At 61.4% G+C, this 18,718-nt stretch carries 16 protein-coding genes; 9 read left to right on the top strand and 7 right to left on the bottom strand.

Annotated features, from left to right (window positions below; all coding sequences use genetic code 11):
• Window positions 1–3: 3 nt before the first annotated feature.
• On the top strand, window positions 4–321 hold the full coding sequence (locus tag ASD31_RS14860) for a TfoX/Sxy family protein (RefSeq protein WP_056335154.1): 318 nt from the start codon (window positions 4–6) through the stop codon (window positions 319–321).
• Here ASD31_RS14860 and ASD31_RS14855 read toward each other — a convergent pair.
• The 5 genes from ASD31_RS14855 to ASD31_RS14835 all read right to left on the bottom strand — a co-directional run bounded on the left by ASD31_RS14855 (window position 305) and on the right by ASD31_RS14835 (window position 5,198).
• Entirely contained in the window at window positions 305–733 is a 429-nt protein-coding gene (locus tag ASD31_RS14855) for an NUDIX domain-containing protein (protein ID WP_056335151.1), read from the bottom strand. The two genes, ASD31_RS14860 and ASD31_RS14855, sit on opposite strands and share 17 nt — an antisense overlap.
• A gap of 26 nt (window positions 734–759) precedes the next feature.
• Complete coding sequence (locus ASD31_RS14850) at window positions 760–2,283, bottom strand: DEAD/DEAH box helicase (RefSeq protein WP_056335148.1); 1,524 nt, start codon at window positions 2,281–2,283, stop codon at window positions 760–762.
• A gap of 186 nt (window positions 2,284–2,469) precedes the next feature.
• Complete coding sequence (locus ASD31_RS14845; RefSeq protein WP_056335143.1) at window positions 2,470–3,783, bottom strand: M23 family metallopeptidase; 1,314 nt, start codon at window positions 3,781–3,783, stop codon at window positions 2,470–2,472.
• 105 nt (window positions 3,784–3,888) lie between these two features.
• Window positions 3,889–4,716, bottom strand: a complete 828-nt coding sequence (locus tag ASD31_RS14840) for a ferritin-like domain-containing protein (RefSeq protein ID WP_056335140.1) — start codon at window positions 4,714–4,716, stop codon at window positions 3,889–3,891.
• Window positions 4,713–5,198, bottom strand: a complete 486-nt coding sequence (locus ASD31_RS14835) for a peroxiredoxin (protein ID WP_056335808.1) — start codon at window positions 5,196–5,198, stop codon at window positions 4,713–4,715. The genes ASD31_RS14840 and ASD31_RS14835 overlap by 4 nt, the downstream gene beginning before the upstream one ends.
• 196 nt (window positions 5,199–5,394) lie before the next feature.
• Here ASD31_RS14835 and ASD31_RS26515 point away from each other — a divergent pair, with 196 nt between their 5' ends.
• Together ASD31_RS26515 and ASD31_RS14825 are read left to right on the top strand one after the other, a co-directional pair.
• A complete protein-coding gene (locus ASD31_RS26515) occupies window positions 5,395–5,547 on the top strand; it encodes a hypothetical protein (RefSeq protein ID WP_156392676.1) in 153 nt (50 codons plus the stop codon).
• Complete coding sequence (locus ASD31_RS14825; protein WP_056335133.1) at window positions 5,544–8,936, top strand: DUF3971 domain-containing protein; 3,393 nt, start codon at window positions 5,544–5,546, stop codon at window positions 8,934–8,936. The genes ASD31_RS26515 and ASD31_RS14825 overlap by 4 nt, the downstream gene beginning before the upstream one ends.
• A gap of 52 nt (window positions 8,937–8,988) precedes the next feature.
• Here the strand turns inward: ASD31_RS14825 and tyrS are convergent, their stop codons facing one another.
• Entirely contained in the window at window positions 8,989–10,242 is a 1,254-nt protein-coding gene (tyrS, locus tag ASD31_RS14820) for a tyrosine--tRNA ligase (RefSeq protein ID WP_056335130.1), read from the bottom strand.
• Between the two features lie 125 nt (window positions 10,243–10,367).
• Here tyrS and ASD31_RS14815 point away from each other — a divergent pair, with 125 nt between their 5' ends.
• Window positions 10,368–11,519: an anhydro-N-acetylmuramic acid kinase gene (locus tag ASD31_RS14815; RefSeq protein WP_056335127.1), complete on the top strand. Its 1,152-nt coding sequence runs from the start codon at window positions 10,368–10,370 to the stop codon at window positions 11,517–11,519.
• Between the two features lie 113 nt (window positions 11,520–11,632).
• A complete protein-coding gene (locus ASD31_RS14810) occupies window positions 11,633–12,826 on the top strand; it encodes a GGDEF domain-containing protein (RefSeq protein WP_056335124.1) in 1,194 nt (397 codons plus the stop codon).
• Between the two features lie 80 nt (window positions 12,827–12,906).
• On the opposite strand, the gene ASD31_RS14805 is transcribed toward ASD31_RS14810, so the two are convergent.
• Window positions 12,907–13,584 (bottom strand): alpha/beta hydrolase, encoded by a 678-nt coding sequence (locus ASD31_RS14805; RefSeq protein WP_056335121.1) that lies wholly within the window; start codon window positions 13,582–13,584, stop codon window positions 12,907–12,909.
• A 224-nt stretch (window positions 13,585–13,808) separates the two neighbouring features.
• On the opposite strand from ASD31_RS14805, the gene ASD31_RS14800 reads away from it, so the two are divergent.
• The 4 genes from ASD31_RS14800 to sufD all read left to right on the top strand — a co-directional run bounded on the left by ASD31_RS14800 (window position 13,809) and on the right by sufD (window position 18,704).
• Window positions 13,809–14,975, top strand: coding sequence for a cysteine desulfurase family protein (locus ASD31_RS14800; RefSeq protein WP_056335119.1), 1,167 nt, complete (start codon window positions 13,809–13,811; stop codon window positions 14,973–14,975).
• Between the two features lie 144 nt (window positions 14,976–15,119).
• Window positions 15,120–16,589 (top strand): Fe-S cluster assembly protein SufB, encoded by a 1,470-nt coding sequence (gene sufB / locus ASD31_RS14795; protein ID WP_056335116.1) that lies wholly within the window; start codon window positions 15,120–15,122, stop codon window positions 16,587–16,589.
• A 73-nt stretch (window positions 16,590–16,662) separates the two neighbouring features.
• Entirely contained in the window at window positions 16,663–17,418 is a 756-nt protein-coding gene (gene sufC, locus ASD31_RS14790; RefSeq protein WP_056335114.1) for a Fe-S cluster assembly ATPase SufC, read from the top strand.
• Window positions 17,419–17,429: 11 nt separating this feature from the next.
• A complete protein-coding gene (sufD, locus tag ASD31_RS14785; protein ID WP_056335112.1) occupies window positions 17,430–18,704 on the top strand; it encodes a Fe-S cluster assembly protein SufD in 1,275 nt (424 codons plus the stop codon).
• Window positions 18,705–18,718: the final 14 nt, after the last annotated feature.

Here is an 18,718-nt window from a genome sequence, read left to right as displayed (position 1 = left end):
CTGATGGACAATGCGGCGATCGAGGACATGTTTTCAGCGCTCGGCCCGGTGAAGGTCAAGCGCATGTTCGGCGGCAAGGGCATTTATTTTGACGGCCGCATCCTCGCCCTGGAGGTGGGCGGCGATATTCTGCTGAAGGCCGATGCGCAGACCGCGCCGCAATTCGAGGCGGCCGGCGCCACCCAATGGGCCTATGACGGAAAGGGGAAATCCGTGAAAATGCCGTATTGGTCGATCCCCGATCAGGCCTTCGACGATCCGGACGAGATGGCGGATTGGGTGCGGCTTGCCTGGCAGGCGGCGCTCAGGGCCAAGCCATAGCCTGCTGGCGCAGGGCATGGACCGCATCCATGGCGAAGCGTGACAGCGGTTGCGGCAAGTCGTCGAGCGAATACCAGCCGATGTCGGAAAGCTTGTCCGGCTCGGTCAACCATGGTTCGCCGGAAAAATCGTCGCTCACATAGATCAGCGACACCCAATGCTGACGGTCGGCATCGATCAATTGTTCGCTGAGACAAAGGAAGCGGGCCGAATGGATCGCCAGGCCGCTTTCTTCCTCGGCCTCGCGGCGAGCGGCATCGGCGGCGGGTTCCATATGATCCACCTTGCCGCCGACGATGTTCCAATGTCCTGATTCGGGCGCCTTCAGGCGCTTGCAAAGCAAAAGCTTGCCGTCTTTCACGACGGCAAGCCCGCAACCCACACCGGGGAAATCAACGCCTGGACGAGCCATGGCAGCCCTCGCGCCCGGCTCGGAGATCAGGCCTTGCCGGCAATCAGCATGAAGGCGGGAATATCCTCGCCAAAACCGATCGGCGTCGGGCCGTCGTCATGGTCGCGGCGATAGCGGTTACGACGATCACGATTGTCGTCATTGGCCGGATAAGGCTGAGGCGCAGGGCGGTTGCTGTTACGACCGGCGTTCTGCGGCTTCGTTTCTGCCTTGCGTTCTGCTCTCACAGGGTCTGCCTTTGCAATGATTGGTTCCGGTTGCGCTACTGTATCGTCTGATTTGATGTCCGATTTGTGACTGGACACCGGGCGGGGCGCGTGGTCACGATCCCGCTCATTACGCCGTCCGCCGCGTTTGCCGTCGCGTCCGCCACGTTCCGGCTTGCTGCTCTCATGGCTTTCCATGGGCGCGGGCAGGGCGGAAAGATCGCCGTTCTGCCATTCGATCTGCTTGTCGATCAGCTTTTCGATCGCATCGAGGAATTTCGTGTCGCGCTTGGAAACCAGCGTGAAGGCAGCGCCGGAACGGCCGGCACGACCGGTGCGGCCGATGCGGTGGACATAATCCTCCGCATGGATCGGCACGTCGAAATTGAACACGTGGCTGACATCGGGGATGTCGAGGCCGCGGGCGGCGACGTCAGAGGCGACCAGCAACTGGATCTGGCCGTCCTTGAAGCTCGCCAGCGTCTTGGTGCGCGAACTCTGATCCATGTCGCCATGCAGCGCGCCAACCGAAAAACCATGGCGGCTGAGCGAACGGAACAGGTCGGCCACGTCAAGCTTGCGATTGCAGAAGATGATGGCGTTCTTCAGTTCTTCCTGCTTCTGGATCAGGTCGCGCAGTACGGCGCGCTTCTCATAGTCCTTGCCATGGGTCGCAACCAGGCGCTGCGTCACCGTCAGGGCGGTGGAGGAGCGTACGGAAACCTCGACACGCTCCGGATTCTGCAGGAAGCGGTCAGCCAGCTTCTGAATTTCCGGCGGCATGGTGGCCGAGAAGAACAGGGTCTGGCGGGTGAACGGAATGAGCTTGGCGATGCGCTCGATATCCGGAATGAAGCCCATGTCGAGCATCCGGTCGGCTTCGTCGATGACGAGGATCTCGACGCCGGTCATCAGAAGCTTGCCGCGTTCGCAATGATCGAGCAGGCGGCCGGGCGTGCAGATCAGCACGTCGGCGCCGCGCTCCAGCTTGCGGTCCTGCTCGTCGAAGGACACGCCGCCGATCAGAAGCGCGATATTGAGCTTGTGGTTCTTGCCGTATTTCTCGAAATTCTCGGCGACCTGGGCTGCCAGTTCGCGGGTCGGCTCCAGGATCAGCGTGCGCGGCATACGCGCGCGGGCGCGGCCCTTTTCAAGAAGGGTCAGCATCGGCAGCACGAAGGAGGCCGTCTTGCCGGTCCCGGTCTGGGCGATGCCCAGAATGTCACGCCGCTGCAGGGCTGGCGGAATGGCGCCGGCCTGGATCGGGGTCGGGATGGTGTAGCCCGCGTCCGTGACAGCGGAAAGAACTTTTTGGCTCAGGCCAAGGTCTGAAAAAGTGGTCAAAGGGAAATCTGTTTCCGTTCCGGTTCGATCGAACACTGGTCAATCGGCACATGCTTTGAGCGCCGTCGCAGGGCTCTTAGTCCCATAGACGGACAAAGTCAAGAAAACCGGCAATCGGAGCGGCGAAGAGCACCAAAAATGGCCGAACGACAATGGGATAGCGCAAATCTCCGCCCGTAACGAATGTCAATTGATGTAATTGTCGAGCTTCCGGCCTGCGGTCAAAAAGCGCATGGGATCGACGGCCTTGCCGTTCAGCCGAACCTCATAATGCAGGTGCGGCCCGGTCGAACGACCGGTGCTCCCGGAGCGGGCAACGGCGTCACCCTTCTCGACCCGGTCGCCGGTATTGACGAGAATGCTCGACAGATGGGCATAGCGGGTGGTGATGCTGTTGCCATGATCGATCTCGACCATATTGCCGTATCCGCCGGATTTTCCTGCTGTGATGACCGTTCCGGGAGCTGTGGCGACGACCCGGGTTCCCGTCGGTGCGCGAAAATCGATGCCGGCGTGCAGCGCGAGACGGCCGATGAAGGGGTCGAGCCGGTTTCCGAAATGGCTGGTGATATCGCTGGCCGACGAGGGATTGCTGAACGGAAGTTTGCTCGCCTGGCTGCGGATCTGTTCGAGCCGGCCAAGGGCGCTGTCGAGCGCGACCAGGGAATTGTCGAAGGCTTCGGCGGCTTCGGGTTCCACGAAGGGTCCGCCGACCGGCGCTTCCGCAGCCGATGCCGGGACACTCGCAACAAGGTCTTCATTCTCGACTTTGACGCCGGTTCGCGTCAAAATGTTTCGTATGGCCTCGGTTGTCTCGTCGGCGCCCGCGGTCAGGCTGTCGATACGCGTCCTCTGCTCCTGCTCTATGTTTTTCAGCGACAGGGTAACCTTGGAAAACAGCCTGTCGGCCCGATCAGAGATGGTTTCGCGCAGGCCCGTCACTGCCGGCGGCGCATAGGCAAGCGCCGTGCGCTGCTCCGCCTGGCTGCCGGTGATCCCCATCAGCCGCTCGATCGCGCGCAGGCCACCGGATGCATCGGCTTGCTTTCCGTCCTCTTGAGGCATGATCGCGATCGGCTGCGGCGCTTCACCGGCGATCCCCGATTCCTCGGCGCGCTCGAGCAGCGAGCCCAGCCTGCCATGGCGTGACGACAGTGCCATCTGCTGCTGAAGCAGTTTCTCGACCTTGTCTTCAACGACCTGCTGGTCGAGGAGCTGGCGGCTCGTCACGCGATCGACCTGGGCGCGCAAAGCTGCGATCCGGTCCTCATATTCATGCTGCATGCGCGCCTGCCGTGCCATCGTGCCGCCGATCAGATCGTCGCGCAGTACCAGGTAGGAGGTCGCGGCAAGGTAGCCGATGGAGAATACCGATATGAAGCAGACCGAAAGCGCTGCCATCCAAGGCTGGACGGTCATGTGGCGGACCTTGTCGCCGCTGGCCAGGATGAGGATGTGCTTTTCCGCGCGTTTGCCGAAGACTCGGCTTTCCGTAGACATCAACTCACCCCCGCCGCCTGCGTTCCGCGCATTTGATGGGGAGGATTAGATACTGTTAAGGTTAACAAAGCCTTGCCCGAGCCAGCCGGGAGGTGCCTTCCCGGCCTAGATATTCACCGATGCGGTCATCGAGCGGTAGAAGGAAGGCGTCAGGCCGGCTTCGGCCCGGGCAATGTCGTTGAACGGCGCCTTGAGCGGCCCGCGGAAATTCGCCCGTACCAGCGCCTGGAAGGCGATGGCCGGGTTTTTCTTCTGGCGGGCGCAGAGAAAGCGAAACCATTTCGCGCCTACTGCAACATGGCCCTTTTCGTCCTCGTAGATCACGTCGAGCACCGCGGCACTTTCCAGATCGCCGGCCTCGCGCATCTTCGCCTGCAGCGCCGGGGTGACATCGAGCCCGCGGGCCTCGAGGATGAGCGGAACGACCGCAAGCCGGGCGGTAAGATCGTTCCTCGTATCGTGCGCCGCCTGCCAGAGACCGTCATGGGCGGGCAGGTCGCCATAATCGGCGCCCAGCTGCCGCAGCCGGTCGCGCACCAGGCGAAAATGCTTGGCCTCCTCGAACGCCACTCGCATCCAGCCATCGAAAAAGGAATTGGGAACGGGCTCGCCGGCAAAACGCGCGACGATATCGAGTGCGAGATCGACGGCATTGAGTTCGATATGAGCGATGGCATGGAGCAGGGCTACTCGGCCCTTTTGCGTGGTCAGAGACCGCTTCGGAACCTGCCTCGGTGCAATGAGATCCGGTTTTTCCGGTCGGCCGGGACGCTCCGGTGCCAGCATGTCCAGTGGTGATCGCAGCGATAGGCTGCGCTCGTTCCAGCGCCGCGCCGCCTCCTGCGTCAGCAATGTCTTGACGTCGAGATCGGCCGCGCGGATGGCGCGTGCGGCGCCGTCACGCAGACTGTGGATCGACGGCAGGCCCGTCATTCCCTTTCGCCTTGCGCAAGTGCCCTTGCTGCCGCCAGAACCTCTTCGGCGTGTCCCGGGACTTTCACTTTTTCCCAGATCTTTCGCACGCGGCCGTCTGGCCCGATCAGGACCGTGGTGCGCTCGACGCCCATATATTTGCGGCCGTACATGCTCTTTTCCACCCAAACGCCATAGGCATTCAGAACGGCCTTCTCCTCGTCGGCTGCGAGAATCACCGACAGTTCGTATTTCTTGGCAAATTTGTCGTGTTTTTTCACCGAGTCCGGCGACAGGCCGATGACCACGGCGCCAACTCCGGCAAACGCATCCTTGAGAGCCGTAAAGGCGATCGATTCGGCCGTGCAGCCGCTGGTATCGTCCTTCGGGTAGAAGAACAGCACGACCGTCTTGCCGCGAAACTCTTCGAGAGAAACCGTTCCGCCGCCGTTGCGGGGAAGGATGAAATCAGGCGCGAGGGCACCTTCCGCTATGTTTGCCATGGTTATTCCTTTTTTTTGGATCATGTGCTGCGGTTTGTCGCCCATGGCTTAGCCAATCCGGACCGGTGGCGTCCAGTACGGAGTGATCAGACATGCGAACAGAGGCGATGGAGCGGCGCGTGGCTTCCACTCTGTCCGCAAGGCCTGTGGACCACCTGCAAATGTGCACCTCCGTTTCGTCGTGACGGTGGCATTCATGGCCGAAAAGCTGCAAGAATCAGCCCGGCGCAACGCCAGCAGACTATGCACCATGGAGAATGAGACGTTGAACGCTGCGGCCGAGACCGCGGCAAACGGGAAAGACGGCATGATTCGATTGACCATTGCTGAGGTAACCGGGCGCCGATGAACGATATTCGCGGCGAAAAAGTATCGTTTCGCAAGCAGGACATTGTGGCTTTGCATTCGCTGCCGTCGGCGCAGGCACATGATCCCTGTATCGTGCATGCGCCGCACGGCCGTGGCCGCGCCAACCGGTTGCTTGCCGCACTGGCCGGCCTCACGGCCGTTCTCCTTCTCCTCGGCGTGGCGGTTTTGGCGACGATTGAGAGCGGCATGCTGGACGGCCCTCTCAATGCGCGGGCCAAGGCTGCGCTGAATGTCGCGCTTGGCGACGGTTACCATGCCGAAGTCGGCAGCACCGTGGTACGGGTGACCTCGAACGGCGCGCTTGCCTTGAAGGCGCGCGACGTCACGCTGGTCGAAAACGCTTCCGGCAAGCGCCTTGTCTCCACCAAATCGGTCTTCATCGAACTCAGCCCGCTTGCCCTGATGACCGGCAGGGTCGCGGTCACCAGGCTTGAGGCGGAGGGGGCAACGCTTGATCCCTCACTCCTGCCGCAGGGCAAGCCGATCGACCTGACGGCGATTCGCGTCGGTCACATCGCCGATGGCCTGGAGCGTGTCTTTGCCCGGATCGACGGTATTTCCCAACTGATCGGTCGCAGCAATACCAAAACAGTGCGGATCGCCGACCTCAGCCTGTCCATCGCCGGGCCGCGAAAACAGGTGGTGGCAGTGGTCGTGGATGCCATCGACTTCAAGCGCAGCGACGATGGGTCCATGCAGATCGATGGAGCCTTCACCGTCGATGGTCAGGATGCCGAGTTGCATCTTCGCGCCGAACGCCGCGATGGCCGGATGGCGAGTATGGCCGGCGCTGTGAGTGGGCTGCCACTGTCCTCTCTCCTCTATCGCGAGGAAACGCCGACCGAGGAGGCCTTCGGCATCAAGGCCGCCGCCGATCTCGCCATCAAGGCGACGCGCGGCGACGATGCGGTCGCGCCGACGCTGGAATTGAGCGGCAAATCGAGGGAAGGGCTTTTCGAGGCGGGCGGATTCAACTCGCAACTCCTGCCGTCCGAACTCGTTGTCACCTATGATTTTAGCCGGAAACGGATCGAGGTTTTGCCCTCGACCATGCGGGTCGGTCGATCGACCTTCCCGTTCACTGGCGCGATCGCCGATCTCGAACGTGCCGGCGAGACCGGCGAGGCCGGATTTTCAATCGATCTCCTGGCCCAGGGCGCGCGCTCGGCGCCGGTCGATGTGACAGCGACGCCCTTGGTTTTCGACGCCAAGGCGCGAGGCCGGTTCCTGTCCCAAAGCCACAAGCTGGTCTTCGACGAACTGACGGTGGCAAGCGGGCTCGGCACGGCGGCGGGATCGCTCGCCATGACATTTGGAGACACGTCGCCGCAGATCGGTTTCGCGCTTGTCTCCGACCAATTGCAGGCGGCTGCCGTCAAGCAGCTCTGGCCGTGGTGGATCGGCAAAAAGGCGCGTCGCTGGGTCATCGCCAATATTTTCGGCGGCACGGTTACCGATGGCAAGATCGAGATATTCGTGCCGATGGGTCGGATTTCACAGACGGTCGGCCCAATCGATCTCAATGCCGATGAATTGAGCCTCCAGTTCAAGGTCGCCGATGCGCGGGTCAATATCACCGGCGATATCCCGCCACTGCGCGATGCCGCCGGCGCGATCAAGCTTAAGGGAGAGCATCTCGGCATCGAGATCGAGCAGGGGACCGCCTATTTTCCCTCCGGTCGTTCCGTCACGCTGAAAGGCGGCGATTTCATCATTCCCAACACCTATGAGAAGCCGCTGATCGCCGAGATGAAGCTGGATGTCGGCGGAGAGGCCGATGCGATCGCGGAACTCGTCAGTTACAGGCCGATCCTTGCCCTGCAGCGAACGCCGTTCAAGCCGGAAGATTTTTCCGGGCCGATGACGGCACAGGTCGGGGCGCGATTCGGTCTGGTGGACGAGCAGGACCCGCCGCCGCCGCTCTGGCAGGCGCAGATGCTGCTTGACGGCGTCACCGTCAACAAGCCGATCTCCGGACGCGACATTTCGGCGATCGAGGGAACCTTCAGGATCGATTCGCAGCAGGCGGTCCTGGAGGCGACGGCCGACATAGACGGCATGCCGATGGACATCTCGTTGATCGAGCCGGTCGACAGGTCGAACCCGGTTCCACGGAAGCGGGAAATTTCGGGAACACTGAAGGACGGAGCCCTTGCGAAGCTGGCGCCGGGTCTTGCCGGCCTCATCGCCGGACCGGTCTCGGTCGATATCTCGATAGACGAACAGGATCGGCAGAACATTATCGCCGACTTGGGCAAGGCATCGGTCTCCCTCCCGTGGATCGGCTGGGAAAAAGGCGCCGGCATCGGCGCGAAGGCACGTTTTTCAGCAATTTCGGACGAGGGAGTGACGCATATCGACGATCTGGTGCTCGACGGCGATGGTTTCGGTGCCAGCGGCAAGCTTGTTATCGACAAGGCCGGCTTGAGTTCCGGACGTTTTTCTTCGGTGCAGCTTGCCAAGGGCGACGATTATGCCGTCACGATCCAGCGCCAGAAGAACGGCTTTGCCGTCGCTGTCGATGGTCGCTCGGCCGATCTGCGACCCGTCATCGAAAACCTGCGAAAACCCTCCGGCGACACTGCGGAAAGCAGCGGGAGGGTCGCCATCGCTGCGCGGCTGGAGAGCGTCAGCGGATTCCATGGCGAAACGCTGTCGAATTTCAATCTTAATTATGCCGCCAGGGGCCAGCTGATCGATACGGTCGATCTGTCCGCCGTTACCGGCGGCGGCCAGGCACTGGTGGCCGGATTGAAGAAGAATGGCGCCGACAACATACTGGAACTGACCAGCAGCGACGCTGGCGCCCTGGCACGTTTCGCCAATATCTACAGCAATATGCGCGGCGGGCTGGTCAATCTGAAATTGCGCGATCGTGGCGGCGGATCCTGGCGGGGGAGCGTGGATATCCGCAAATTCTCCCTGGTCAATGAGACCCGACTGAAATCCATCGTTTCGACGCCGGCGGGAGCCGACGGGCGAAGCCTGAACGAGGCGGTCAAGAAGGACATCAATGTCAATTCGGCCCGTTTCGAGCGCGGCTTTGCCAATCTGATGCTCGACAATGGCGCCATCGCTGTCGAACGCGGGGTGGTGCGGGGCGTGGATGTCGGTGCGACCTTCCAGGGAACGGTGCGCGACCGCAACGGCAATATGGACATGACCGGCACCTTCATGCCGGCCTATGGGCTGAACCGGTTGTTCAGCGAATTGCCGCTGATCGGCGCGCTTCTCGGCAATGGCCGCGACCGTGGCCTGCTCGGGATCACCTTCAAGCTGGTGGGGCCGTTCAGCAAGCCGGAACTGACGATCAACCCGCTGTCGCTCATCGCGCCGGGCGTCTTCCGCAACATCTTCGAATTCCAATAAAAAACCGGCGGGAAACCCGCCGGTTGGTTTGGCATGCTCGAGCGCTGGCCGATCAGGCCGGGCGAACGAGAATATGCTTCTTCTTGCCGAGCGACAGCTTGATGACATTGTCGGAGGTAATCTCGCCGGTGCCGATCAACTGCCGGTCATCGGTGACCACGGCGTCATTGACGCGCACCGCGCCGTCTTTCAGGAATTGCCGGACCTTGCCGTTGGATTCCGCCAGCCCGGCATGCACGAAGAGCGCGAGAACGCCGATGCCGGCCTCCAATTCCGCGGCCGGAATGTCGATCGACGGCAGGTTGGCAGCAAGCGTGCCTTCTTCGAAGGTCTTGCGGGCGGTTTCGGCGGCTTCCTCGGCTGCGGCCCGACCGTGCAGGATTGCGGTGACCTCGGTCGCGAGGATCTTTTTCACCTCGTTCAGTTCCGCGCCGTCGATCGCCGACAGCCGGGCGATTTCCGTCATGGGCAGGGTGGTGAACAGTTTGAGGAAACGGCCGACATCGGCGTCTTCCGTGTTGCGCCAATATTGCCAGAAATCATAGGCCGAGAGCAGGTCGGCGTTGAGCCAGACCGCGCCGGAGGCGGATTTACCCATCTTTGCCCCGGACGAGGTGGTGAGCAGCGGCGAGGTCAGCGCATAGAGCTGCGGCGTTCCCATGCGATGGCCGAGATCGATGCCGTTGATGATGTTGCCCCACTGGTCCGAGCCGCCCATCTGCAACCGGCAGCCGGTGCGTTTGTGGAGCTCGACGAAATCGTAGGCCTGCAGGATCATGTAGTTGAATTCGAGAAACGAGAGCGACTGTTCGCGGTCGAGCCGCGTCTTGACGCTGTCGAAGGCGAGCATGCGGTTGACCGAGAAATGACGACCGACATCGCGCAGGAACTCGAGATAGTTGATGCCGAGCAGCCAGTCGGCATTGTTGATCATCAGCGCCTCTTTCGGACCGTCTCCATAGGTGAGGTAGTTGGAGAAGACCGACTTGATGCTGGCAATGTTCGACGCGATCGTCTGCGGCGTCATCAACTGCCGTGCCTCATCCTTGAAAGAGGGATCGCCGACCATGCCGGTGCCGCCGCCCATCAGCGAGATCGGCCGATGGCCGGTGGCCTGCAGCCAATGCAGCATCATGATCTGGATCAGCCCGCCCGCATGCAGGCTGGGTGCGGTCGGATCGAAGCCGATATAGGCCGTCACGATTTCCTTGTTGAAGAGCGCATCCAGCCCGGCATCGTCGGATGTCTGGTGGATGAAACCGCGTTCTTGGAGCGTATGCAGGAAATCGGACTTGAACCCGGGCATGGCTGTCTCTTTCGGTGGACTGTCTGGAGGTGATTTAACGCTTGTTGGATATTTGCGCGGCGTTTAGCACTGTTTCTTCAAAAGTGCACCTGTTTGCGTGGGAATGTTTGGGAGATCTGTTCGGCATGGCGGAAATGAGGACGGCGATCGGGCTGATGAGCGGCACCAGCATGGACGGCATCGATGTCGCGCTTTTGCGCACCGATGGCCGCGATCGGGTCGAGCGCGGCCCGGCACTCGGTCTTCCCTACGAGCCGGTTTTCCGTGACCGCCTGAAGACGGCGCTGGAGGACGCAAAGGGCATCATGGCGCGCAACGAGCGTCCAGGCAGCCTTGCCAGGATCGAAACCGAGCTGACGCTGCGTCATGCGCGTGCGGTCGAGACATTCCTTAACCGAAACAACATGAAAGCCGGCGATATTGATGTGATCGGCTTCCACGGCCAGACCGTACTGCATCGTCCCGACGCTGGCCTGACCGTCCAACTGGGCGATGGTGCACTGCTTGCGAAGGAGACCGGAATTGCCGTCGTTCATGACATGCGCGCCAACGACATGGTGCATGGCGGGCAGGGCGCGCCGCTCATTCCGGTGTACCATGCCGCTCTTGCCGCCGGCCTGCCGGCTGCGCTGCGTGCGGATCGAGCCGTCGTCTTCGTCAATATCGGTGGTATTTCCAATCTGACCTTCGTCGGCAAGGAAGGGCTGGTTATTGCCTTCGACAGCGGCCCGGGAAATACGCTGATCGATCAATGGGTAGAGGCCCATGCGGGCATTCCCTACGACCAGGGCGGCATGATCGCCAGCGAAGGCCGCGTCATCGAAGGGCTGGCCCGGCGCTATCTTGAGCATCCGTTCTTCAGTGCCGAAAAGCGCCGCTCGCTTGACCGTAACGATTTCCAGCCGCCGGCCGGCAACGAGGCGAGCCTCGAGGACGGCGCCCGCACGCTTGCCCATGTGACGGCCGCCGCCATCTTCGCATCGGCGGCGCATCTGCCGGAAAAGCCGGGAACCTATGTGATCTCGGGTGGCGGCCGGTTGAACCGGGTGACCATGGGCGATCTTGGCGAACTTGCCCGGGCGGCGGAGGCGACGGTGGTGACGGCCGACGAGGCGGGCTTTGACGGCGATGCGATGGAGGCGGAGGCCTGGGCCTATCTCGCGGTGCGCTCACTTGAAAAACTGCCACTGACATTTCCCGGCACGACGGGTGTCTCGACGCCGGTGACGGGCGGCATCCTGAATGCGCCCGGATCCGGGTCGCAAGCCGGGGATTAACCCTTTCTTTTCCCTCGCAGGATATAAATCAACCATATTTGCGACCTCCATCTTCTCCTCGTTCGCAACGTTGAGAAATCCGGGGCGCGGGCCATGCCCGAACGGACAGAGAGATGAACGGCGCGCTTTTTCTTCTGACGGTCAACTTCCTGATTGCGCAGCTCTTCTGCGTCTTCTTCCTGATCATCACCAAGCGAAGCCGCATCCCTGCCGCGGGGCGCTGGTTTGCCGCCGCCTTCGCCGTGGCATCGCTGGCGGCGCCGTTCGAAGTGGCGATCCGCTATGCTGATTTCGACCGGTTTGCCAGTTTCGGCGCTTTTTCCACCTTGCTCTGCGCGCTCCTGATGATCCGCGCCGGGCTCGGGCGGCTCTATGCCGTTCCATCCAATATTACCGTCACCGCCTGCGTTATCGGCGTTTCCATGGCGCTCAACCTGTTGATCTACGACCTGCCGCGAGGCACGTTCGCCCACTCGCTCGGCTATCAGCTGCCGTTCATCATCGCCGAACTGTTGGCAGCGGCCGTCATCTATCGGTCCGGACGGCGATCGGCGGCGGATATCACGCTGATGGCGTTCCTGCTTCTGACCGCCGCTCATTTTGCCAGCAAGATCTATTTCGCCGTGCGCTTTTCCGGCGGCAGCGATGCCCAGTCCTATCTCGCCAGCACCTATGCGCTGGTCTCGCAAAGCCTCGGCGCCGTGCTCGTGGTTTCCACCGGCCTGGCGCTGCTTGCCGTTATCGTCGTCGAGATCATGGACGAGGCCAAGGCCAATTCGCTGATCGATCCGCTGTCCGGTCTTTTCAACCGCCGCGGTTTCGACGAGCGGGTCACGCAGATCCTGGCGCGCCCGATTTCTGCCTATCCGCATTGCGTCGTTCTCTGCGATCTTGATCATTTCAAGTCGGTGAACGACACCTATGGCCATGCGGCCGGCGATCGGGTCATCGTCGCATTCAGCGAGATGATCCGCCAGCAAGCGCCGCCCGAGGCGGTCTGCGCCCGGTTCGGCGGCGAGGAATTTGCGGTGTTTCTGCCTTCGACTGGGGAGCCGACGGGATATCTGTTCGCTCAGGGCCTGCGGAACGGTTTCTCTTCGCTCGCCTTTGCCGGCCTTCCGCAGGCCGTTCGCCTCTCCGCCAGCTTCGGACTGTGCGAGATGACCGGGATAGACGACGCCCTCGGCGAGACGATCGATCGGGCCGACGCGGCGCTCTATTGTGCCAAGAAGAGCGGGCGAAACCGGGTGAACCGGGCTGAGTCCAACAGTGCGACCAAGACCGCGGAACTGCAGGCGCAGGCCTGACGGGGCGACATGAAAAAGGCCGGAATATCCTGTCGATATTCCGGCCTCTCAATTTACAAAGCCGGGTTTCGGCCGTTCTGTCAGCGAATGCGTTTTGCCGCCGGTTCCGGCGTCAGTTCGCCATTCAGGCGGCGATCCAGATAATCCTCGCATTCCCCCATCAGCGTATCGACCTGACCGTTGAAGAAGTGGTTGGCGCCGGGGACGATCTTGTGCGTGATCAGGATGCCCTTCTGGGTCTTCAGCTTGTCGACGAGATTGTTAACGTCCTTTTCCGGCGCCACCCTGTCGAGATCGCCATTGATGATCAGGCCGGACGAGGGGCAAGGGGCGAGGAACGAGAAATCATAGGTATTGGGCTGCGGCGCGATCGACATGAAACCCTCGATTTCCGGACGGCGCATCAGGAGCTGCATGCCGATCCAGGCGCCAAAGGAATAGCCGGCCACCCAGCAGCTCTTGGAATCCGGATGCATGCTCTGCACCCAGTCGAGCGCCGAGGCCGCATCCGAAAGCTCGCCGGCGCCGTGATCGAATTCGCCCTGGCTGCGGCCGATCGAGCGGAAATTGAACCGGAGCGTCGTGAAGCCGCGCTTCTGGAACATGTAGAACAACTGGTAGACGATCTGGTTGTTCATCGTGCCGCCGAACTGCGGATGCGGATGCAGGACGATGGCGATCGGCGCGTTCTTCTGCTTGGACGGCTGGTAACGGCCTTCGAGGCGACCGGCAGGTCCGTTGAAGATGATTTCGGGCATTGGCTCTCCGGGCATGTTATGGCACTAAAAACCGATTCCGCCGCCGAGTAGTCTTGACTAAATAACTCAGCTTTTTTAGAACACAGTTTAGAACCATTCAAAACTTCACACGGTCTTTCCGTGGCGAGTGTCGTCTCTTACGGCAAGCGAAGCGAAAATTTCAAGGAAAATAGACCGGCTGCCTGCCTTAACATGGCAAGAGGCCGTTCTTTGGCAAGGGATCGATGAGCAAGGCGCGCATCTATATGGACTGGAATGCCACGGCACCGCTTCTGGAAGCGGCGCGCGAGGCATGCCTGTCGGCGCTTGGCCTGATCGGCAATCCCTCGTCCGTCCACGGCGAGGGTCGCAAGATCCGCGCCCTGATCGAGAGCGCCCGGCGCGATGTCGCGGCGCTCTGTGGGGCGGCTCCCGCCAATCTCGTCTTCACCAGCGGCGCGACGGAAGCGGCCAACCTTGTGCTGACGCCGGATTTTCGCATGGGCAAGACGCCGATCTCGATCGGTCGTCTCTATGTGTCCGCCATCGAGCATCCGGCGATCCGCGAAGGTGGACGTTTTCCAGCCGACCGGGTGAGTGAAATTCCGGTGACGCAGCAGGGGATCGTCGATCTGGTAGCCCTTGAAAGCGCGCTTGAGGCCCATGATCGTCAAACGGGCCTGCCGATGGTCGCGGTCATGCTTGCCAATAATGAAACCGGCATCGTCCAGCCGATCGCCGAGGTCTCGCGTCTCGTCAAGGCGGCGGGCGGCGTCCTGGTCGTCGATGCGGTACAGGCCGCCGGGCGCATGACTCTGTCAATCGAGGAGCTAGGGGCGGATTTCCTGATTGTTTCGTCCCATAAGATCGGTGGCCCCAAAGGTGCCGGCGCTCTTCTGGCGCGCGGCGAAATCCTCATGCCGACGGCGTTGATCCGCGGCGGCGGTCAGGAAAAGGGGCATCGGTCAGGCACCGAAAATCCCGCCGCGATTGCCGGTTTTGGCGCCGCTGCGCGGGTTGCCGTCGAAAATCTGGAAGAACGGATGGTTCCAGTTTTGGCGATGCGCGACAGGCTGGAGCAGGCAATGGTGGCGCTAGCGCCCGATGTCGTCATTCACGGCAGGGATGGCCACCGCCTTGCCAATACCTCCTTCTTCACTCTGCCGGGCCTGAAGGCGGAAACGGGGCAGATCGCCTTCGATCTCGAAGGTGTCGCCCTTTCGGCGGGGTCGGCTTGCTCGTCCGGCAAGGTCGGGCAGAGCTATGTTCTGGCCGCGATGGGGCACGATCCGGGGCAGGGCGCCCTGCGTATTTCGATCGGTCCTTCGACCAGCGAAGCAGAGATCGACGGAGTTATTGCCGCCTTCGGCAAGATCGCGGCGCGGCGCAGGCTTTCGGGTGCCGCCGCCTGAGCAAAACAAAATTGCGGAAATGCAAATTTCCGCTTGGCAAACGGGGTGAAAATCGCCCTTTAGCCATTACATAAGCGATGCAACGAAACTTGCATCGTATTGACAAGCTGCCGGACCTTGGATCCGGCAAGATTGGAGAACGACATGGCAGCCGTCCAGGAAACAATCGATCAGGTCGCTCTGATCGATGTGGACCAGTACAAATATGGGTTTGAGACCACGATCGAGATGGACAAGGCGCCCAAGGGCCTGTCCGAGGACATCATCCGCTTCATTTCGGCTAAGAAGGACGAGCCCGAATGGATGCTGGAATGGCGCCTTGACGCCTATCGGCGCTGGCTGACTCTGGAAGAGCCGACCTGGGCGCGTGTCAATTACCCGAAGATCGACTTCAACGACATTCATTATTACGCCGCACCGAAAAGCACGCCCGGGCCGACATCCATCGATGATGTCGATCCGGAGCTTTTGAAGGTTTACGAGAAGCTGGGCATTCCGCTCCGCGAGCAGGAGATCCTTGCCGGCGTCGAGAAGCCGCGGATCGCCGTCGATGCCGTGTTCGATTCGGTTTCCGTCGTCACCACCTTCAAGGAAGAGCTGAAGAAGGCCGGCGTGATCTTCATGTCGATCTCCGAAGCCATTCGCGAGCATCCGGAACTGGTGAAGAAATATCTCGGTACCGTCGTGCCGACGACCGACAATTATTATGCGACGCTGAATTCGGCCGTCTTTACCGATGGCTCCTTCGTCTTCGTGCCGAAGGGCGTTCGCTGCCCGATGGAGCTGTCGACTTATTTCCGTATCAACGAAAAGGGCACCGGCCAGTTCGAGCGTACGCTGATCATCGCCGAAGACGGGGCCTATGTCTCCTATCTGGAAGGCTGCACGGCGCCGCAGCGTGACGAAAACCAGCTGCATGCGGCCGTCGTCGAACTGGTTGCCCTCGATGATGCGGAAATCAAGTATTCCACCGTCCAGAACTGGTATCCGGGCGACAAGGAAGGCAAGGGCGGCATCTACAATTTCGTCACCAAGCGGGGCGATTGCCGTGGCAAGAACTCGAAGATTTCCTGGACGCAGGTCGAAACCGGCTCGGCGATCACCTGGAAATATCCGTCCTGCATCCTGCGCGGCGACGGATCGCGCGGCGAATTCTATTCGATCGCCGTCTCGAACGGCCATCAGCAGATCGACAGCGGCACGAAGATGATCCATCTCGGCAAGAACACGTCGAGCCGCATCGTCTCCAAGGGCATCGCCGCCGGCGTCAGCCAGAATACCTATCGCGGCCAGGTCTCGACCCACCGCAAGGCGGAGAACGCCCGCAATTTCACCCAGTGCGACAGTCTGCTGATCGGCGACAAATGCGGCGCTCATACCGTGCCCTATATCGAGGCGCGCAATTCCTCGGCCCAGTTCGAGCATGAGGCGACGACGTCGAAGATTTCCGAGGACCAGCTGTTCTACTGCCTGCAGCGAGGCATTCCGACGGAGGCCGCCATCGCCCTGATAGTCAACGGCTTCGTCAAGGAAGTCATCCAGGAACTGCCGATGGAATTCGCCGTGGAAGCGCAGAAGCTGATCGGGATTTCGCTGGAAGGCTCGGTGGGCTAAGGCCCGCCACCCATTCGAACCTACCGCACGCGCCGCCGCGTGCACCTCTATTCGTTCCCAAGGGAAGAACAAAATGCTTGAAATCAGAAACCTCCATGCCCGCATCGCCGAAGATGGCACCGAGATCATCCGTGGCCTGAACCTGACCGTAAAGGCCGGTGAAGTCGCTGCCATCATGGGACCGAACGGCTCCGGCAAGTCGACGCTGTCCTACATCCTGTCGGGCCGCGAAGACTATGAAGTGACCGAAGGCGATATTCTCTACAATGGCGAGAGCATTCTGGAGCTCGATCCCTCCGAGCGCGCTGCCAAGGGCATTTTCCTTGCCTTCCAGTATCCGGTTGAAATCCCGGGCGTGGCTACCATGCAGTTCCTCAAGGTGGCGATGAACGAGCAACGCAAGTTCCGCGGCGAGGCCGAACTGACGACCCCGGATTTCATCCGCCGCGTCAAGGAAGCATCCGCCCGGCTGCACATCAATCCAGACATGCTGAAGCGGCCGCTCAATGTCGGCTTCTCCGGCGGCGAGAAGAAGCGTGCGGAAATCCTGCAGATGGCGCTCCTGGAGCCGAAGCTCTGCGTGCTCGATGAGACCGACTCTGGCCTCGATATCGATGCCCTGAAGATCGTCGCCGACGGCGTCAATGCGCTGCGCTCGCCGGATCGGGCGGTCATCGTCATTACCCATTACCAGCGCCTGCTCGAATATATCGTGCCGGATACGGTCCATGTTCTCTACAAGGGCCAGGTCATCAAGTCCGGCGACAAGTCGCTGGCGCTCGATCTCGAAGCCAATGGCTACGCCGACATCATCGGCGCGGCAGCCTGAGGAGAGCCATCATGAACATGCAAACGGCAATCACGATGACGGCCGCCGAAACGGCCCTTGTCGATGCCTATACGGCCATGATCGGCGAATTGCCGGGCGAGGGCGCCGTGTTGTCCGCCCGCGATGCGCTGCTTGCCGACCTGAAGAGGCAGGGCCTACCGACACGCCGTGTGGAAGCCTGGCATTATACGGACCTGCGCGCGCTTTTGCGGGCCGTGCCTGCCCATGATCCCTCGGCCTTCGCGCAGAGGGTCGAGCCACTCGTCGCGGGTTCCTCGGTCCTTTCGGTCCTGAACGGCAAGGCTGACGTCAAGACCGCGCCGGCCGGTATAAATCTGCGCTCCTATGCCGAAAGCCTGGTCGAAGGTGTTGCCGCCGCCGATCTGATCGAGCGCGACACCGACGATGCCATCGGCCGCATCAACGGTAGCTTCGTACGCGATGGCTTCGAGATCGAGGTGCCGGAAGGCACCGTGCTGGAACAGCCGCTGGAACTTCAGCTGGTACAGAGCGCCGGCCAGAGCCATTCGCGGTTTCCGGTCACCTTCGGCGCCAATTCCAGGGCCACCGTCATCGAACGCCACCTTTCGGTGGGCGACGCGGCAAGCCTCGTCACAGTCGTCAGCGATCTCATCCTCGACGACAGCGCCGAGATCACCTGGATCATCCTGCAGCAGCAGGGTGCGAGCGACAGCCATCTGGCCCAGGTGAATTTCGATCTCGGCGCCAATGCCAAGCTTCGCCTCTTCATCATCAATGCCGGCGGCAAGCTGGTGCGCCAGGAAATCCATGGCGTCACCACCGGCGAGGGCGCCGATTTCCAGCTGCGCGGCATCAATTTGCTCGGCGGAGACACCCATACCGACGTGACCTTCACGCTCGGTCATGACGTGCCGAACACGACATCGAAGGAGGTCATCCGCAATGTCCTGTTCGACCGCGCCAAGGGGGTCTTCCAGGGCCAGATCCGGGTTGCTCCCGATGCGCAGAAGACCGATGCCAAAATGGCCTGCAACACGCTGCTTCTCTCCGATGACGCGGATTTCTCCGCCAAGCCGGAATTGGAGATCTTTGCCGATGACGTTCAGTGCGGTCATGGCGCCACGGTAATCGATATCAACCCGACGCATCTCTACTATCTGCGGGCGCGGGGCATTCCGGAAAACAAGGCGCGGGCCATGCTGGTCAATGCGTTCGTCGATGAGATCGTCGAGGAACTCGAGGATGAGGGGCTGATCGAGACTCTGGAAACGATCATTTCCGCCTGGCTCGAAAAACACGCGTGAGCCGGGCCGACCGG

The organism is Rhizobium sp. Root482, from assembly GCF_001426565.1.
Taxonomy (GTDB): Bacteria; Pseudomonadota; Alphaproteobacteria; order Rhizobiales; family Rhizobiaceae; genus Pararhizobium.
This window is presented reverse-complemented; position numbering and strand designations above follow the sequence as displayed.

Coding starts and splice junctions, on each gene's coding strand:
- ASD31_RS14800 (WP_056335119.1), top strand. CDS start 13,809: ATGAGCAAGGCGCGCATCTATATGGACTGGAATGCCACGGCACCGCTT.
- tyrS (WP_056335130.1), bottom strand. CDS start 10,242: ATGCCCGGGTTCAAGTCCGATTTCCTGCATACGCTCCAAGAACGCGGT.
- ASD31_RS14860 (WP_056335154.1), top strand. CDS start 4: ATGGACAATGCGGCGATCGAGGACATGTTTTCAGCGCTCGGCCCGGTG.
- sufB (WP_056335116.1), top strand. CDS start 15,120: ATGGCAGCCGTCCAGGAAACAATCGATCAGGTCGCTCTGATCGATGTG.
- ASD31_RS14810 (WP_056335124.1), top strand. CDS start 11,633: ATGAACGGCGCGCTTTTTCTTCTGACGGTCAACTTCCTGATTGCGCAG.
- sufD (WP_056335112.1), top strand. CDS start 17,430: ATGAACATGCAAACGGCAATCACGATGACGGCCGCCGAAACGGCCCTT.
- ASD31_RS14825 (WP_056335133.1), top strand. CDS start 5,544: ATGAACGATATTCGCGGCGAAAAAGTATCGTTTCGCAAGCAGGACATT.
- ASD31_RS14855 (WP_056335151.1), bottom strand. CDS start 733: ATGGCTCGTCCAGGCGTTGATTTCCCCGGTGTGGGTTGCGGGCTTGCC.
- ASD31_RS14840 (WP_056335140.1), bottom strand. CDS start 4,716: ATGACGGGCCTGCCGTCGATCCACAGTCTGCGTGACGGCGCCGCACGC.
- sufC (WP_056335114.1), top strand. CDS start 16,663: ATGCTTGAAATCAGAAACCTCCATGCCCGCATCGCCGAAGATGGCACC.
- ASD31_RS14815 (WP_056335127.1), top strand. CDS start 10,368: ATGGCGGAAATGAGGACGGCGATCGGGCTGATGAGCGGCACCAGCATG.
- ASD31_RS14805 (WP_056335121.1), bottom strand. CDS start 13,584: ATGCCCGAAATCATCTTCAACGGACCTGCCGGTCGCCTCGAAGGCCGT.
- ASD31_RS14845 (WP_056335143.1), bottom strand. CDS start 3,783: ATGTCTACGGAAAGCCGAGTCTTCGGCAAACGCGCGGAAAAGCACATC.
- ASD31_RS14835 (WP_056335808.1), bottom strand. CDS start 5,198: ATGGCAAACATAGCGGAAGGTGCCCTCGCGCCTGATTTCATCCTTCCC.
- ASD31_RS26515 (WP_156392676.1), top strand. CDS start 5,395: ATGGCCGAAAAGCTGCAAGAATCAGCCCGGCGCAACGCCAGCAGACTA.